The 15,514-nt window shown below is 62.9% G+C and carries 16 protein-coding genes; 13 read left to right on the top strand and 3 right to left on the bottom strand.

The genetic code is table 11. From position 1 onward, the window contains the following. Window positions 1-134: 134 nt before the first annotated feature. Complete coding sequence (locus tag NE850_RS38825; RefSeq protein ID WP_310700369.1) at window positions 135-911, bottom strand: enoyl-CoA hydratase; 777 nt, start codon at window positions 909-911, stop codon at window positions 135-137. A 137-nt stretch (window positions 912-1,048) separates the two neighbouring features. Here NE850_RS38825 and paaN point away from each other — a divergent pair, with 137 nt between their 5' ends. The 5 genes from paaN (at window position 1,049) to paaK (ending at window position 6,892) form a co-directional block, all read left to right on the top strand. Beyond that, on the top strand, window positions 1,049-2,749 hold the full coding sequence (gene paaN, locus NE850_RS38820) for a phenylacetic acid degradation protein PaaN (RefSeq protein ID WP_007180290.1): 1,701 nt from the start codon (window positions 1,049-1,051) through the stop codon (window positions 2,747-2,749). A gap of 138 nt (window positions 2,750-2,887) precedes the next feature. Further along, complete coding sequence (pcaF, locus tag NE850_RS38815) at window positions 2,888-4,090, top strand: 3-oxoadipyl-CoA thiolase (RefSeq protein WP_007180289.1); 1,203 nt, start codon at window positions 2,888-2,890, stop codon at window positions 4,088-4,090. A gap of 50 nt (window positions 4,091-4,140) precedes the next feature. Beyond that, entirely contained in the window at window positions 4,141-4,932 is a 792-nt protein-coding gene (gene paaG / locus NE850_RS38810) for a 2-(1,2-epoxy-1,2-dihydrophenyl)acetyl-CoA isomerase PaaG (protein ID WP_165187109.1), read from the top strand. Between the two features lies 1 nt (window position 4,933). Next, window positions 4,934-5,395, top strand: coding sequence for a hydroxyphenylacetyl-CoA thioesterase PaaI (gene paaI, locus NE850_RS38805; RefSeq protein ID WP_007180287.1), 462 nt, complete (start codon window positions 4,934-4,936; stop codon window positions 5,393-5,395). Window positions 5,396-5,587: 192 nt separating this feature from the next. After that, window positions 5,588-6,892: a phenylacetate--CoA ligase PaaK gene (gene paaK / locus NE850_RS38800; protein WP_007180286.1), complete on the top strand. Its 1,305-nt coding sequence runs from the start codon at window positions 5,588-5,590 to the stop codon at window positions 6,890-6,892. Between the two features lie 58 nt (window positions 6,893-6,950). On the opposite strand, the gene NE850_RS38795 is transcribed toward paaK, so the two are convergent. Continuing rightward, window positions 6,951-8,075, bottom strand: a complete 1,125-nt coding sequence (locus NE850_RS38795) for a murein transglycosylase A (RefSeq protein WP_007180285.1) — start codon at window positions 8,073-8,075, stop codon at window positions 6,951-6,953. 28 nt (window positions 8,076-8,103) lie between these two features. On the opposite strand from NE850_RS38795, the gene NE850_RS38790 reads away from it, so the two are divergent. Continuing rightward, entirely contained in the window at window positions 8,104-8,274 is a 171-nt protein-coding gene (locus tag NE850_RS38790; protein WP_007180284.1) for a hypothetical protein, read from the top strand. A gap of 57 nt (window positions 8,275-8,331) precedes the next feature. On the opposite strand, the gene apaG is transcribed toward NE850_RS38790, so the two are convergent. After that, entirely contained in the window at window positions 8,332-8,706 is a 375-nt protein-coding gene (gene apaG / locus NE850_RS38785) for a Co2+/Mg2+ efflux protein ApaG (RefSeq protein ID WP_007180283.1), read from the bottom strand. 288 nt (window positions 8,707-8,994) lie between these two features. Here apaG and rpe point away from each other — a divergent pair, with 288 nt between their 5' ends. From rpe to NE850_RS38750, 7 genes are all read left to right on the top strand, one after another. After that, window positions 8,995-9,678: a ribulose-phosphate 3-epimerase gene (rpe, locus tag NE850_RS38780; RefSeq protein WP_007180282.1), complete on the top strand. Its 684-nt coding sequence runs from the start codon at window positions 8,995-8,997 to the stop codon at window positions 9,676-9,678. Window positions 9,679-9,704: 26 nt separating this feature from the next. Next, window positions 9,705-10,421: a phosphoglycolate phosphatase gene (locus NE850_RS38775; RefSeq protein WP_007180281.1), complete on the top strand. Its 717-nt coding sequence runs from the start codon at window positions 9,705-9,707 to the stop codon at window positions 10,419-10,421. Window positions 10,422-10,788: 367 nt separating this feature from the next. Next, window positions 10,789-12,282, top strand: a complete 1,494-nt coding sequence (trpE, locus tag NE850_RS38770; protein ID WP_007180280.1) for an anthranilate synthase component I — start codon at window positions 10,789-10,791, stop codon at window positions 12,280-12,282. Window positions 12,283-12,295: 13 nt separating this feature from the next. After that, window positions 12,296-12,898 carry an aminodeoxychorismate/anthranilate synthase component II gene (locus NE850_RS38765; protein ID WP_007180279.1) on the top strand — a complete coding sequence of 201 codons (603 nt, stop codon included), beginning with the start codon at window positions 12,296-12,298 and terminating at the stop codon, window positions 12,896-12,898. Window positions 12,899-12,915: 17 nt separating this feature from the next. After that, window positions 12,916-13,947, top strand: coding sequence for an anthranilate phosphoribosyltransferase (gene trpD / locus NE850_RS38760; protein ID WP_035518484.1), 1,032 nt, complete (start codon window positions 12,916-12,918; stop codon window positions 13,945-13,947). An 18-nt stretch (window positions 13,948-13,965) separates the two neighbouring features. Beyond that, window positions 13,966-14,751: an indole-3-glycerol phosphate synthase TrpC gene (trpC, locus tag NE850_RS38755; RefSeq protein WP_007180277.1), complete on the top strand. Its 786-nt coding sequence runs from the start codon at window positions 13,966-13,968 to the stop codon at window positions 14,749-14,751. 48 nt (window positions 14,752-14,799) lie between these two features. Beyond that, window positions 14,800-15,426 carry a CYTH domain-containing protein gene (locus NE850_RS38750; RefSeq protein WP_007180276.1) on the top strand — a complete coding sequence of 209 codons (627 nt, stop codon included), beginning with the start codon at window positions 14,800-14,802 and terminating at the stop codon, window positions 15,424-15,426. Window positions 15,427-15,514: the final 88 nt, after the last annotated feature.

Below are 15,514 nucleotides of genomic sequence, written 5' to 3'. Positions count from 1 at the left end.
CTAACCCGCCCACTTCGCTGAAAGCCTTGCCACTACTGGCTCTCCCGCCTCCCGCACTCCGTTGTCCGAAGCACGAAAGAGCGAGATTCTAGCGAGACAGACTCCGCCTTGCAAGCGTTATTTTGATAAGCGTATTAACGATGTTTGAAAACCGGTTTGCGTTTCTCCACGAACGCGGCCATGCCTTCCTTCTGGTCTTCGGTAGCGAAGAGCGAATGGAACAGGCGGCGCTCGAAATGCACACCTTCCGCGAGCGTCGTCTCATAAGCGCGATTAACCGATTCCTTCACCATCATCACGGCCGGCAGCGGGAATTCTGCGATCGTGGCAGCCGCGGCTATCGCCTCGCCAATCAGAGAAGCAGCCGGAATAACACGCGACACCAAGCCGGCACGCTCGGCTTCGGCGGCATCCATGAAACGCGCGGTCAGGCAAAGGTCCATTGCCTTCGCCTTGGAGACGGCGCGCGGCAACCGCTGCGTACCTCCGGCACCCGGCATGATGCCGAGCTTGATTTCCGGCTGACCGAACTTCGCCGTGTCAGCGGCAAAAATGATGTCGCACATCATCGCCAATTCGCAGCCGCCGCCGAGCGCAAAGCCGGCCACCGCTGCAATGATCGGCTTGCGGATGGAGCGGACCGTTTCCCAGTTGCGGGTGATGTAGTCCCCCTTGTAAACATCCATATAGGTATAAGTGGACATCATGCCGATGTCGGCACCGGCCGCGAACGCCTTCTCGCTGCCAGTCACCACGATCGCACCGATCGCGTCGTCGGCATCGAACTCGCGCAACGCCGCTCCCAGTTCGTCCATCAAGGCGTCGTTCAAAGCGTTCAGCGCCTTTGGGCGATTCAAAGTGACCAACCCAACCCGCCCCTGCGTCTCAACCAGAATATTCTCGTAAGCCATGCCACCTCCTAAGGGTAGAAACATCGCGCGCGAAAACACTTCGCGCGGTCATCCTAATAATGCTAACATTCCCCAACCAACCGGTCGGTCAATTATTCGACGGGCTTTCCCCAACGTACAAGCCAAGTCCCTCTGTCATGACACATCCGCTATTCACCAAGCACGAAGACACGCTGCAAAAGGCACTCGCCGCGATCGAAACGCGCGGCTACTGGAGCCCGTTCGTCGAAATGCCCAGTCCGAAAGTGTACGGGGAAACAGCTAACGCAGACGGCGAAGCCGCATTCAAAGCGCATCTCAACACGACGTTCCAACTGGACCAACCGTCGACGGGCGAAACTGTCGGTGCCGAAGTCTCGCCGTTCGGATTCCCGCTCGGCGTGCGCTACCCGAAATCCGACCCCGCCGCATTGATCGCGGCCGCCGCCGCTGCCCAGCGCGACTGGCGCGCGGCTGGCCCGCAGGCATGGATCGGCGTGTGCCTCGAGATCCTTGCCCGAGTGAATCGCGCCAGCTTCGAAATTGGTTACAGCGTGATGCACACGACCGGTCAGGCGTTCATGATGGCGTTCCAGGCCGGCGGTCCGCACGCACAAGACCGCGCGCTGGAAGCCGTCGCATACGCGTGGGACCAATTGCGCCGCATTCCCGGCGACGCCCACTGGGAAAAGCCGCAAGGCAAGAATCCGCCGCTCGCCATGCACAAGCATTACACCGTCGTGCCGCGCGGCACCGGCCTGGTACTCGGCTGCTGCACCTTCCCGACGTGGAACGGCTATCCGGGCCTCTTCGCCGATCTGGCCACAGGCAACACGGTCATCGTCAAGCCGCATCCGGGCGCAATTCTGCCGCTCGCCCTGACTGCACGCATTGCGCGCGATGTTCTGCGCGAAGCAGGTTTCGATCCGAACGTCATCACCTTGCTGGCCACCGAACCGAATGACGGCGCGCTCGTCCAGGAATTGGCCCTGCGCCCGGAAATCAAGCTCATCGACTTCACTGGCAGCACGCAAAACGGCACGTGGCTCGAGCGCAATGCGCATCAGGCGCAGGTTTACACCGAAAAAGCCGGCGTGAACCAGATCGTGATCGACTCGGTGGACGACATCAAAGCCGTTGCCCGCAATATCGCCTTCTCGCTCGCGCTGTACTCGGGCCAGATGTGCACCGCGCCGCAAAACATCTACGTGCCGCGCGGCGGCATCCGCACCGCGGAAGGCACGCTCGGGTTTGACGAAGTTGCTCAAGCCATTGCCGGCGCCGTGCAAAAACTCGTCTCCGACCCGGCCCGAGCGGTCGAAATACTCGGTGCGATTCAAAACGAAGGTGTGGCGCAACGCATTGGCGAAGCCGCAAAAACTGGTCGGGTTCTCGTCGAAAGCCAGACGCTTGAGCATCCCGCTTTTGCGGGCGCCCGCGTGCGCACGCCGCTCGTGGTTCAGCTGGATGCCGCGACCGACTACGCGCAGTTCACCAAAGAATGGTTCGGCCCGATCTCTTTCGTGATCGCGACGGACTCGACTGCGCAGTCGCTCGACCTCGCCGGCGCAATCGCTGCCGAACATGGCGCACTGACGTTGTCGGTCTACAGCACGGACGAAGCGGTGCTCGAACAGGCGCACGAAGCATCCATTCGGGGTGGCGTGGCCTTGTCGATCAATCTGACCGGCGGTGTATTCGTCAATCAGTCGGCGGCCTTTTCGGACTTCCACGGCACGGGCGCGAACCCTGCAGCCAATGCAGCGCTGGCTGACGCGGCCTTCGTCGCGAATCGCTTCCGCGTAATTCAAAGCCGCGTTCATGTTGAACCGAAAGCAGCGCCGGCGGTAGCTGGCTGAATGGCATAAGACAAAGTGGCATAAGACAAAACACAGCTTCGTCCTATGCCGTTTGGCCGAATGGACCGGGCTGTGCGCCCCAACTAACATAAGACATCGGATCGGCATCTCGCGCCGATCCGCCCAGCAGGAATCCCTATGAACGACGCCTTCATTTGCGATGCGATTCGCACCCCAATCGGCCGCTACGGCGGCGCCCTGAAGGATGTCCGCGCCGACGACCTCGGCGCGGTGCCGATCAAGGCGTTGATCGACCGCAATCCCGGCGTCGACTGGCGCGCCCTCGACGACGTGATCTACGGCTGCGCCAACCAGGCGGGCGAAGACAACCGCAACGTTGCGCGCATGTCGGCGTTGCTGGCCGGCCTGCCCACTGAGGCGCCGGGCGCCACCATCAACCGCCTGTGCGGCTCGGGTATGGACGCGGTCGGCACCGCGGCGCGCGCCATCAAGGCGGGCGAAGCGCGCCTGATGATCGCCGGCGGCGTCGAAAGCATGACACGTGCGCCGTTCGTCATGGGCAAGGCTACTGGCGCGTTCTCCCGCCAGGCTGACATTTACGACACGACCATTGGCTGGCGCTTCATCAATCCGCTGATGAAACGTCAGTATGGCGTCGATTCGATGCCTGAAACCGCGGAAAACGTCGCCGTTGAATTCAGCGTGAGCCGTGCGGATCAGGACATGTTTGCGCTGTCAAGCCAGCAAAAGGCGGCTCGCGCCCAGCAGGACGGAACGCTGGCCCAGGAGATTGTCGGCGTCGAGATCGTGCAGAAGAAAGGCGACCCCGTGCGCGTGCTGCTCGACGAACACCCGCGCGAAACGTCGCTCGAAAGCCTGGGCAACCTCAAAGGCGTGGTTCGTCCGGACGGCAGCGTGACGGCCGGCAATGCGTCGGGTGTGAACGACGGCGCCTGCGCGCTGTTGCTCGCGAACCAGCAGGCAGCCGATCAGTACGGCCTGCGCCGCCGCGCCCGCGTGGTGGGCATGGCGACCGCGGGCGTGGAGCCGCGCATCATGGGGATCGGCCCGGCGCCGGCCACGCAAAAGCTGCTGAAGCAGCTCGGCATGACGCTCGAACAATTCGACGTGATCGAGTTGAACGAAGCGTTCGCATCGCAAGGCCTGGCAGTTCTGCGTACGCTCGGTCTGCGCGACGACGACCCGCGCGTCAATCCGAACGGCGGAGCCATTGCGCTCGGCCACCCGCTGGGCGCGTCGGGCGCGCGTCTGATCACGACCGCGCTATACCAGCTGGAACGGATCAACGGCCGCTTTGCGCTTTGCACGATGTGCATCGGCGTGGGCCAGGGCATCGCGCTGGTCATCGAGCGGCTCTGACACGAGCATCACAGCGCCCATCGGTCAAAGAGACTTTGAGGAGACACCCAATGTCATACGAAGCGATCCGTCTCGACATCGACGCATCGAGCCATGTCGCCACCATTACGCTGAACCGGCCGGACAAGCTCAACAGCTTTACTCGCGCGATGCATCAGGAATTGAGTGCCGCGCTCGACCAGGTTGAAGCGTCCGGTGCCCGTGCGCTCGTGCTCACCGGTGCGGGCCGCGGCTTTTGCGCCGGCCAGGATCTGGCCGACCTCGACTTCACGCCAGGCGCCATGACTGATCTGGGTGAATTGATCGAACAACATTTCAATCCGCTGATTCGTCGCCTGCAGGCATTGCCGTTGCCGGTCATCGCAGCGGTGAACGGCACGGCTGCCGGTGCCGGAGCCAATCTCGCGCTTGCTTGCGACCTCGTGCTCGCGGCTCGCTCTGCGAGCTTCATTCAGGCGTTCGTGAAGATCGGCCTGGTGCCGGACTCCGGCGGCACATGGTTCCTGCCGCAGCGTGTCGGCATGGCTCGCGCGTTGGGACTCGCCATTACCGGCGACAAACTCAGCGCGGAACAAGCCGAAAGCTGGGGTTTGATCTGGCAAGCAGTCGACGACGCGGAGCTAGCCGGCACTGCGACAAAACTCGCGTCCCAACTCGCGCAGCAACCCACGCGCGCCATCGCGGCAATCAAGCAGGCCATGCGCACGGGCGCGACGCAAACGCTCGACCAGCAACTCGATCTCGAACGCGATCTGCAACGCGAACTGGGCGCTTCCCACGATTACGCGGAAGGCGTGCGGGCCTTCGTGGAAAAACGCGCGCCGCGCTTCGAGGGCCGCTGACATGTCCACTCAAGCCAACCATCCCAGCCAGATGACTCCGGACGAACTGGCCCGCGCAACCGCAGCCGCTATGTACGAGAACGACGCGTGCAGCCGTGCGCTCGGCCTCGAAATCGTCGAAGTGCGCCCCGGATATGCGCGTCTGCGCATGGCCGTGCGCGACGACTTTCTGAACGGCCATCAGATTTGCCACGGCGGCCTGATTTTCACGCTCGCGGATTCGACGTTCGCGTTCGCCTGCAACACGTACAACATCAACACGGTCGCAGCCGGCTGCTCGATCGAGTTCCTGCGGCCCGTGCAAGGCGGCGACGTGCTGACGGCGGAAGCCGTCGAGCAGACGTTGAGCGGCCGGACCGGCATCTACGATATCCGCGTGACGAATCGTGCTGAGGAAACCGTCGCGATGTTTCGCGGCAAATCGGCACAGATCAAAGGAAACCTGATTCCTACAGGCGATTGATATCGGCTGCCCCACGGCAAGCTCGCGGCAAGAACTCGGCAATCGCACGATGCCCCGCGACCAAACCCGCGGCAGATTCACGGCTCAGTGGCGCTCCCGAGCGCCACACGGTCAAACAGTAGCCGCCCCCGGTTTTCGCGCACGAGCGCAAGTACACCAGACCCAAGCATTGAGGCAGCAAGGAGACATTCGATGACCACCGCCCTTCCGCTCGATCCGATCGAGACCGCCAGCCGCGACGAACTTGCCGCGCTTCAACTTGAACGGCTCAAATGGTCGCTGAACCACGCCTATGAAAATTCGCCGGTTTATCGGCGCAAATTCGATGAAGCCGGCGTTCACCCGAGCGACGTGAAAAGCCTCGCGGATCTCGCGCGCTTTCCCTTCACCACCAAGAAGGATCTGCGCGACAGCTATCCGTTCGGGATGTTCGCCGTGCCGCAGGATCAGGTTTCACGGATTCACGCGTCGTCCGGTACTACGGGCAAGCCGACCGTGGTGGGCTACACCGCGCGCGATATCGACACGTGGGCGAATCTCGTCGCGCGTTCGGTCCGCGCCGCCGGCGCGAGGCGCGGCGACAAGGTTCACGTGAGCTACGGCTACGGCCTGTTCACGGGCGGTCTCGGCGCGCACTACGGCGCCGAGCGCGCGGGGCTCACCGTGATCCCGTTCGGCGGCGGCCAGACCGAAAAGCAGGTGCAGCTGATCCAGGACTTCCGGCCGGACATCATCATGGTGACGCCGAGCTACATGCTCTCGATTGCCGACGAACTCGAGCGTCAAGGCGTGGATCCGGCCAATTGTTCGCTGCGCATCGGCATCTTCGGCGCGGAACCGTGGACCAACGACATGCGTCAGGCAATCGAAAAACGCATGGGTATCGATGCTGTCGACATCTACGGTCTGTCCGAAGTGATGGGGCCCGGCGTCGCGTCGGAGTGCGTGGAAACGAAAGACGGTCCGACCATCTGGGAAGATCATTTCTATCCCGAGATCATCGATCCCGAAACCGGCGAGGTGCTGCCGGACGGCGAACTCGGCGAGCTGGTGTTTACGTCGCTGACCAAAGAGGCGCTGCCGATCATCCGTTACCGGACGCGCGATCTCACGCGCCTCCTGCCGGGCAGCGCCCGCACCATGCGCCGCATGGAGAAAATCACCGGCCGCTCGGACGACATGATGATCGTGCGCGGCGTGAACGTGTTCCCCACGCAGATCGAAGAACTGCTGCTCAAGCAACCCATGCTCGCCCCGCACTATCAGATCGTGCTGACCAAGGAAGGCCCGCTCGACGTGCTGACGCTGAACGTCGAGCCGTGCCCGGAAACGGCACCGGACACCGCCGCGTTGAACACGGCCAGGCAGGCGTTGGCCTATGACATCAAGGCACTGATTGGCGTGAGCGCGGTGGTGAACGTGCTGGGCGTGAACGGGATCGAGCGTTCGGTGGGCAAAGCGCGGCGGGTGGTCGACAAGCGCAAGTCGGGGCTGTAACAAACGCGAACGGGCGCGCGACGCGGCGGATAACGCCGCGCCGTGCGCTACTTACACATCAGGAATTCGGCAGCAACAACCACATCCGGCCGCCCTGCTTCATCTTGCCGGCCAGGTCGCCGGCGTCGTCGCCCAAGCCCCAGAAGTAATCCGCGCGCACACCGCCCTTGATCGCGGAACCCGTATCCTGGGCGAAGACGAGCCGATTCATCGGCGAGTTGGTCAACGGGCGTGTGGTCTGCAAAAACACCGGCGTGCCGAGTGGAATCGCCGTCGGATCGACCGCAATCGACCTCTCGGGCGTCAGCGGAACACCCAGCGCGCCGATCGGTCCGTCCGCGCTGCCGCTCGGCACGCTTTCGCCGGACGGCATCTCACGGAAGAACACAAAGCGCGGATTCGTATCGAGCAGCGCATCGACGCGGGTGGGATTCGCCCGCGCCCACGCCTTGATACCCTGCATGGTCGCCTGCGCGGGCGTGAGTTCGCCGCGATCCAGCAGCCAGCGACCAATCGACTTGTACGGCTGGTTGTTGGTGCCGCCAAAACCGAGACGCATCACGCTGCCGTCTTCCATCACGATGCGCCCGGAGCCCTGCACCTGCAGGAAAAACGCTTCGATCGGATCGTCGACCCATACGATTTCATTACCGTTGAGCACCCCCGCGCGCTCGAGTTGCGCGCGAGCCGGCAGCGGTGCGCCCGCACGATAACCGCTTGGCCAGCGATACAGCGCGGTCTGATACACGCCGTGCCGCGTGCGCGAACCACGCAGCAAGGGCTCGTAGTAACCGGTGACCAGGCCGTCCACCGTGCCGTCGGTATTCGCTAGCTGGAAGGGCGTGAAATAGGCTTCAAAGAAAGCCCGCGCACTGGTGACGTCGAGGTCGTCGATTTGCGAGGCTGCCGCGCATGCACGCGACCAGTTCGGTTGACGCGCCAGCCTCACGCAGTTTTGCCGCAATGCGGCGGTCGCGCCGATCAGCGAGTCGTCCTGCCAGCCCGGCACCTGCTGCCATGCAACCGCCGTCAGCCGCGTCGCGGCAATCTGTCCGGGTATGATCGCCGCACCCGTGGGCGGCGAAACTGAAGGCCGGACCGCGCCGCTGCCGCCGCAGGACGCCAGCAATACCGCGACCGAAAGCGCACCGAGCCACCCTGCGGCCGTGCGGACAAAACGCATACAATGTTCGTTCTTGATGGAAACCGCCATGTCTGATCTGTTCGACGAATACCCGATGCTTATCTTCGCGCTGGAATCGCTCCTCGCGCTCTTCCTGCTCGTCTTTATCGTTGTATGGACGTCGTCCGGCAAGAAGAAAGCGGCGCGTGCCAACGCCACTGAACAGCAAAAGCAACAAAAACAGCAAAAACCGCAGTAAAGCTGCGCGTTGAACCGCGCATTGAGCTTTCTAAAGACCGCGAGCCGCGCGCCCGGTTCAATGCAACGTACGCGGCATGCGCAGGATGAACTCCGGCACCGGCGCATCGAACCGCTCGCCGTCCTCGGCCACGCAGAAGTATTCTCCGCGCATGGTGCCGACCGGCGTGGCGATCACCGCCCAACTCGTGTACTCGAAATGCTCGCCCGGTTTGAGCAGCGGCTGATGGCCGACCACACCCAGGCCCTTCACTTCCTGCACGTTCTTGTCGCTGTCCGTGATGACCCAATGCCGCGCGATCAACTGCGCGGGCACCTGGCCGGTGTTACGGATAGTCAGCGTGTATGCGAATGCATACTGGCGGCGCTCCGGGTCCGACTCTTCGGGCAGATATTGCACCTGCGTCGAGACGCTGAATTCGTACTGGCTCATCCTGATTCCGGTCTGCTGAAACGCGGGGTGAAATGTCGCGGGAAAGCCCGAACGCCAATGGTTTGCGGGCGCATTGGCGAAGCGGCGCTGATGGTGTTGGCATTCTGCTTGATGCGCGACACGCCCGCAACCGGACAAATCCCTTTGGCCAAGGGCCAGTAAGGCGTTTTGTCACATTCGCCACTCGAATCGGGCCGGGCGTGGAGCCGCACTCAAAGCATCGGCGAACCGGAACGCCCGCGCACAAAACGGTAAAATGGCGCTTTCCCGCTTGCCTTCGCCCCTGCCATGACGCAATTCCGCATCGCCCCAAGCATTCTGTCAGCCGACTTCGCCCGCCTCGGCGAAGAAGTGCGCAATGTTGTCGCCGCCGGCGCCGACTGGATTCACTTCGACGTGATGGACAACCACTACGTGCCGAACCTGACCATCGGCCCGCTCGTCTGCGAAGCGATCCGCCCGCATGTGGACGTCCCGATCGACGTGCATCTGATGGTGCGTCCGGTCGACCGGATCGTGCCGGACTTCGCCAAGGCCGGCGCGAACCTGATCAGCTTTCACCCGGAAGGCTCGGATCACATCGACCGCACGCTGTCGCTGATCCGCGACCACGGCTGCAAGGCTGGCCTGGTGTTCAATCCGGCCACCTCGCTGAATTATCTGGATCACGTGATGGACAAGGTCGATCTCGTGCTGATCATGTCGGTGAATCCGGGCTTCGGCGGCCAATCGTTCATTCCGGAAGCGCTCAACAAACTGCGCGAAGCGCGCCAGCGTATCAACGCCTACACGGAGCGCACCGGTCGCGAGATTCATCTGGAAGTGGACGGCGGCGTGAAGGTGGACAACATCGCCGAAATCGCGGCGGCCGGTGCGGACACCTTCGTGGCCGGTTCGGCGATTTTCGGCCAGCCCGACCACAAGGTCGTGATCGAGAAGATGCGCGCGGCACTCGCCAACATCCAGCACTGAGAATCGACGCATAACCGGCCCGCAAGATGACCACTCCGTTCCCCGCTCCGGCTTTCACCGGCCCGCGCCTGCAAGCCGCGATCATCGACCTCGACGGCACGATGATCGATACCGCTGACGACTTCACCGCCGGCCTGAACGGCATGCTCGCGCAACTCGACGCGCAGGAGACTTCGCGCGAGGAAGTGGTCGGTTATGTCGGCAAGGGTTCGGAGCATCTGATCCGCAGCGTACTGGCGCCGCGCTTCGAATCGGAGCATGCGCAAGACCGCTTCGACGAAGCGCTCGCGATCTATCAGGCGGAGTACGCAAAGATCAACGGCACGCACACGCGGCTTTATCCCGATGTCGAAGCCGGCCTGATCGCCATGCGCAATGGCGGCCTCAAACTCGCCTGCGTGACCAACAAGCCGCATCGGTTCGCGGCGGAGCTGCTGCAGCAATACGGGCTCGCCCAGTATTTCAGTGTCGTGCTCGGCGGCGATAGCCTCGCGAAAAAGAAGCCCGATCCGCTGCCCATGCTCACTGCCGCAGCGCAGCTGGGCGTCGAGCCCCAAGCCACGGTTGCCATTGGCGATTCGGAAAACGACGCGCTGGCAGGCCGCGCGGCGGGCATGGCCACGTTGACGGTGCCATACGGCTACAACCACGGCCAAGCTATACAAACAATAAAATCCGATGGTATAGTTGCCTCGCTGCTGGACGCCGCCAAGGCGATCGCCGCGCACCAATCCACGACTTGAAAAGTCCTTCATCCTCATGTTTCTGAATAAAAAACGGAGTCTGATTAGCATCGACCGGGGAGCCTGGCCCTGGCGTCGCTGGTCGCGCTAACCTCGCCTGAGGTACGCTGAAGCTCGTCTTCGGCAACCGTTTTTTACTTCGCTGCGCTCACGCGTTTTTTCCATCACTTTGTTTCGCTGCATCGGTTGATTCGGCATGCGTGTACCCGCAAAGTACATCTGTGCGCTGAAATCCCTTGCACGCGTCGATGGGAAACCCGCGCCGGTCGGTATCATCGTGTCGACACGTCGAACGAACGCCTGACCGGGCGCGCCACGCCCCGCTTTGTCCGACGCACGCCGCCGGACCACCGTACAGGATCGGAACATGACCGAACTCGAATTCCAGTCCCTCGCCAACGAGGGTTTCAACCGCATCCCGCTGATCGCCGAAGCGCTCGCCGACCTCGAAACGCCGCTCTCGCTGTACCTGAAGCTTGCGCAGAGCGAGCGCAACGGCGCCAACTCGTTCCTGCTGGAATCGGTGGTGGGCGGCGAACGTTTCGGCCGCTATTCGTTCATCGGCCTGCCGGCGCGCACGCTGCTGCGCACCCATAACGGCGTGTCGGAGGTGGTGCGCGACGGCACGGTCGTCGAAACGCACGAGGGCGACCCGCTCGAATTCATCCAGCAATTCCAGGGGCGTTTCAAAGTGGCGCAGCGCCCCGGCTTGCCGCGTTTCGCGGGCGGTCTGGCCGGCTATTTCGGCTACGACGCGGTGCGCTACATCGAGAAGAAGCTCGCGCACACGGCGCCGAAAGACGATCTGAATCTGCCCGACATCCAGTTGCTGCTGACTGAAGAAGTGGCGGTGATCGACAACCTCGCGGGCAAGCTCTACCTGGTGATCTACGCCGATCCGACGCAGCCCGAGGCGTACACCAAAGCCAAACAGCGTCTGCGTGAACTGCGCCAGCGCTTGCGCACCACTGTGCAGCCGCCGGTCACCTCGGCAAGCGTGCGGACCGAAACCTACCGCGAGTTCGCGAAAGACGATTATCTGGCGGCCGTGCGCAAGGCGAAGGAATACATCGCGGCCGGCGAACTGATGCAGGTGCAGGTCGGCCAGCGCCTGACCAAGCCATACCGCGACAATCCGCTCTCGCTTTATCGCGCGCTGCGCTCGCTGAATCCGTCGCCGTATATGTATTTCTACAACTTCGGTGACTTCCACGTGGTGGGGGCATCGCCGGAAATTCTGGTGCGTCAGGAAAAGCGCGGCGAGGATCGCATCGTCACGATCCGGCCGCTGGCCGGCACGCGTCCGCGCGGCAACACGCCGGAACGCGACGCGGAACTCGCAACCGAACTGCTGAACGACCCGAAAGAAATCGCCGAACACGTCATGCTGATCGACCTCGCGCGTAACGACGTGGGCCGCATCGCGCAGATCGGCTCGGTGGTCGTCACCGACAAGATGGTGATCGAAAAGTACTCGCACGTGCAGCACATCGTGAGTTCGGTCGAAGGCAAGCTGAAACCCGGCACCACCAATTTCGATGTGCTGCGCGCCACCTTCCCGGCCGGCACTCTGTCGGGCGCGCCGAAGGTTCGCGCAATGGAACTGATCGACGAACTCGAACCCGTGAAGCGCGGCCTGTACGGCGGTGCGGTCGGTTATCTGTCGTTCACCGGCGAAATGGATCTGGCCATCACGATCCGCACCGGCGTGATCGCGAACGGCAATCTGTATGTGCAGGCGGCAGCGGGTGTAGTCGCGGATTCGGTGCCGGAATCCGAATGGCAAGAGACCGAGAACAAGGCACGCGCCGTGTTGCGCGCCGCCGAACAGGTTCAAGACGGCCTCGATAGCGACTTCTGACCGGAGACACACCATGCTGCTCATGATCGACAACTACGACTCGTTCACCTACAACCTGGTGCAGTACTTCGGCGAACTCGGCGAAGACGTGCGCACCTATCGGAACGACGAAATCACGCTGGACGAAATCGCGAGGCTCAACCCGGAGCGCATCTGCCTGTCGCCCGGTCCGAGCAATCCGCAACACGCCGGCATCACGCTCGACGTGCTGCGCGAATTCAGCGGCAAAACGCCGATTCTCGGCGTCTGTCTCGGCCATCAGGCGATCGGCGAGGCCTTCGGCGGGCGCGTGGTGCGCGCGCAAACCATCATGCACGGCAAGGTCAGCACGATCGAAACCGACTGCAAAGGCGTGTTCGCGGATCTGCCGAAACATTTCGTGGTGACGCGCTATCACTCGCTCGCGATCGAACGCGAATCGCTGCCCGACTGTCTCGAAGTATCGGCGTGGACCGAAGACGGTGAGATCATGGGCGTGCGTCACAAGGAACTGGCGGTGGAAGGCGTGCAGTTCCATCCGGAATCGATCCTGTCCGAACACGGCCACGCGCTGCTCGAAAACTTCCTTAAGCAGTCGAAGCGCGCCGGCGCACAAACGTCCAATCGCAACGCTTGATGAAGAGAGACGACATCATGTCGATTACGCCCCAGGAAGCGCTGCAACGGACCATCGAGCACCGCGAGATTTTCCACGACGAAATGCTGCACCTCATGCGGCTCATCATGCGCGGCGAACTCTCGCCCGTGATGGCCGCCGCGATCATCACCGGCTTGCGCGTCAAAAAAGAGACCATCGGCGAGATCACCGCAGCCGCCACGGTGATGCGTGAATTTGCCCGGCACGTCGAGGTGCAGGACAACTCGAACTTCGTCGATATCGTCGGCACCGGCGGCGACGGCGCGCACACCTTCAACATTTCCACGGCGACCATGTTCGTCTCCGCCGCGGCGGGCGCCAAGGTCGCGAAGCATGGCGGCCGCAGCGTATCGAGCAAGTCGGGCAGCGCGGACGTGCTCGAAGCGCTCGGCGTGAATATCGATCTGCAGCCGGAACAGGTGGCGGCCTCGATTGCGGAAACCGGCATGGGTTTCATGTTCGCGCCGAACCATCATCCGGCCATGAAGAACATCGCTCCGGTGCGCCGCGAACTCGGTGTGCGGACCATCTTCAACATTCTCGGGCCGCTCACCAATCCGGCCGGCGCACCCAATCAGCTGATGGGCGTGTTCCACGCCGACCTCGTCGGCATTCAGGTGCGCGTAATGCAGCGCCTCGGCGCGAAGCATGTGCTGGTGGTGTACGGTATGGACGGCATGGACGAAGTCTCGCTCGGCGCGGCGACGCAAGTCGGCGAGTTGCGCGACGGCCAGATTCACGAGTACGAGATTCACCCGGAAGACTTCGGCATGCAGATGGTGTCGAACCGCACGCTGAAAGTGGCCGACGCCAACGAATCGAAAGCGATGCTGCTCGAAGCGCTCGACAACAAGCCGGGCGTCGCGCGCGAAATCGTCACGCTGAATGCGGGCACCGCCCTGTATTCGGCGAACGTGGCTTCGTCGATAGCGGACGGCATCCAGTTGGCGCGCGAAGCGATCGCGAGCGGCAAGGCGCGTGCGAAAGTCGACGAGCTGGCCCGCTTCACCCAGCAATTCAAGCAGTAACTACGTAGCGAGACACTTATGAGCGACATTCTCGACCGCATCATCGCGGTCAAACGCGAAGAAGTCCGGGCGGCCGAACAGAGCGCGCCGCTCGAAGAGCTGCGCCTCGAAGCGTCGTCGCGCGACCTGCGCGATTTCGTCGGCGCCTTGCGTGCGAAACACGCGGCGGGTCTCGCCGCGGTGATCGCCGAAGTCAAGAAGGCGAGCCCGTCCAAAGGCGTGCTGCGCGAGCATTTCGTGCCGGCCGAAATCGCGCGTTCATATGAAAAACACGGCGCAGCCTGCCTGTCCGTGCTCACCGACGTGCAGTTCTTCAAGGGTAGCGTCGCGTATCTGGAGCAAGCGCGTGCAGCCTGCAATTTGCCGGTGCTGCGCAAAGACTTCATCGTCGATCCGTATCAGATCGTCGAAGCCCGCGCGATGGGTGCCGACGCCATCCTGCTGATTGCCGCCGCGCTCGAAACCTCGCAGATGCAGGATCTCGAAGCGCTCGCGCATTCGCTGGGCCTGGCGGTGCTGGTCGAAGTGCACGACCACGACGAGCTGATGGAAGCGCTCACACTGAAAACGCCGCTGATCGGCATCAACAACCGCAATCTGCGCACCTTCGAGACATCGATCGAAACGACGATCGGCATGCTCGAGGCGATTCCGGAGGACCGCATCGTCGTCACGGAGTCGGGCATTCTGTCGCGCGTCGACGTGGAGCGCCTGCGCGCGATGGACGTGCATACGTTCCTGGTCGGCGAGGCATTCATGCGCGCGGACGAGCCGGGTGTGGAACTTGCGCGGATGTTTTTCTGAGCGCGCTGTCGACACACGCCAAGCGGCATACGTAGCGGAGAGCAGTTCATGGGCATGGAACGCGAAATCAAACTGGCGCTGCCGCCCGCGCAGGTGGAGGCGGCGACGCAGTGGTTCGTCGCACGCACCCGGGCGCACGGCCGACCGATCAAACTGGTGAATATTTACTTCGACACGCCTGACCTGACGCTGGCGGGCTCGAAGAGCGCCTTGCGTTTGCGCCAGACGCCTGAGGGTTGGCTGCAAACCTTCAAGACGGTCGGCAAGGCCGAGGATGGTTTGCACAGCCGGCACGAATGGGAAATGCCGGTGGCGGGCGAAAGGCTGGAGATCGACGCGTTGCTGCGCGAGTGCGACGAAGCGTCCGCCGCGGACGCTTTGCGTCAGGCCGCGCCGGGACTCATCCAGCTGTTCCGCACGAATTTCACCCGTACGCTGTGGCAGGTCCGGTTGGATGGTTCGGAGGTCGAAGCGGCGATCGATCAGGGCGACGTGCTCGCCGAAGTCGATGGCCAAACGCGCCGCGCGCCGATCTCGGAAGTCGAACTCGAATTGAAGTCTGGAGACGAAGCCGCGCTCCACGCGCTCGCCGCGGAACTCGGCAAGCAGATTGCCGGTTTGGTACCGGACAACATCAGCAAGGCGCAGCGCGGTTATCAATTGCGGGCGGGTTGAGCGCGGCAAAGCCGCTCCTCCGGCGCTCGCGACTGAATGCCGCGCCCACACCTTGAGCAACGCGGCGTTTGCTGCGACACTTCCCCGC

The sequence above is a fragment of the Paraburkholderia sp. USG1 genome, from assembly GCF_031570135.1.
Taxonomy (GTDB): domain Bacteria; phylum Pseudomonadota; class Gammaproteobacteria; order Burkholderiales; family Burkholderiaceae; genus Paraburkholderia; species Paraburkholderia dioscoreae.
This window is presented reverse-complemented; position numbering and strand designations above follow the sequence as displayed.

Coding starts and splice junctions, on each gene's coding strand:
- trpD (WP_035518484.1), top strand. CDS start 12,916: ATGTCGATTACGCCCCAGGAAGCGCTGCAACGGACCATCGAGCACCGC.
- trpE (WP_007180280.1), top strand. CDS start 10,789: ATGACCGAACTCGAATTCCAGTCCCTCGCCAACGAGGGTTTCAACCGC.
- NE850_RS38775 (WP_007180281.1), top strand. CDS start 9,705: ATGACCACTCCGTTCCCCGCTCCGGCTTTCACCGGCCCGCGCCTGCAA.
- paaK (WP_007180286.1), top strand. CDS start 5,588: ATGACCACCGCCCTTCCGCTCGATCCGATCGAGACCGCCAGCCGCGAC.
- NE850_RS38750 (WP_007180276.1), top strand. CDS start 14,800: ATGGGCATGGAACGCGAAATCAAACTGGCGCTGCCGCCCGCGCAGGTG.
- pcaF (WP_007180289.1), top strand. CDS start 2,888: ATGAACGACGCCTTCATTTGCGATGCGATTCGCACCCCAATCGGCCGC.
- paaN (WP_007180290.1), top strand. CDS start 1,049: ATGACACATCCGCTATTCACCAAGCACGAAGACACGCTGCAAAAGGCA.
- apaG (WP_007180283.1), bottom strand. CDS start 8,706: ATGAGCCAGTACGAATTCAGCGTCTCGACGCAGGTGCAATATCTGCCC.
- trpC (WP_007180277.1), top strand. CDS start 13,966: ATGAGCGACATTCTCGACCGCATCATCGCGGTCAAACGCGAAGAAGTC.
- rpe (WP_007180282.1), top strand. CDS start 8,995: ATGACGCAATTCCGCATCGCCCCAAGCATTCTGTCAGCCGACTTCGCC.
- paaG (WP_165187109.1), top strand. CDS start 4,141: ATGTCATACGAAGCGATCCGTCTCGACATCGACGCATCGAGCCATGTC.
- NE850_RS38790 (WP_007180284.1), top strand. CDS start 8,104: ATGTCTGATCTGTTCGACGAATACCCGATGCTTATCTTCGCGCTGGAA.
- paaI (WP_007180287.1), top strand. CDS start 4,934: ATGTCCACTCAAGCCAACCATCCCAGCCAGATGACTCCGGACGAACTG.
- NE850_RS38825 (WP_310700369.1), bottom strand. CDS start 911: ATGGCTTACGAGAATATTCTGGTTGAGACGCAGGGGCGGGTTGGGTTG.
- NE850_RS38765 (WP_007180279.1), top strand. CDS start 12,296: ATGCTGCTCATGATCGACAACTACGACTCGTTCACCTACAACCTGGTG.
- NE850_RS38795 (WP_007180285.1), bottom strand. CDS start 8,075: ATGCGTTTTGTCCGCACGGCCGCAGGGTGGCTCGGTGCGCTTTCGGTC.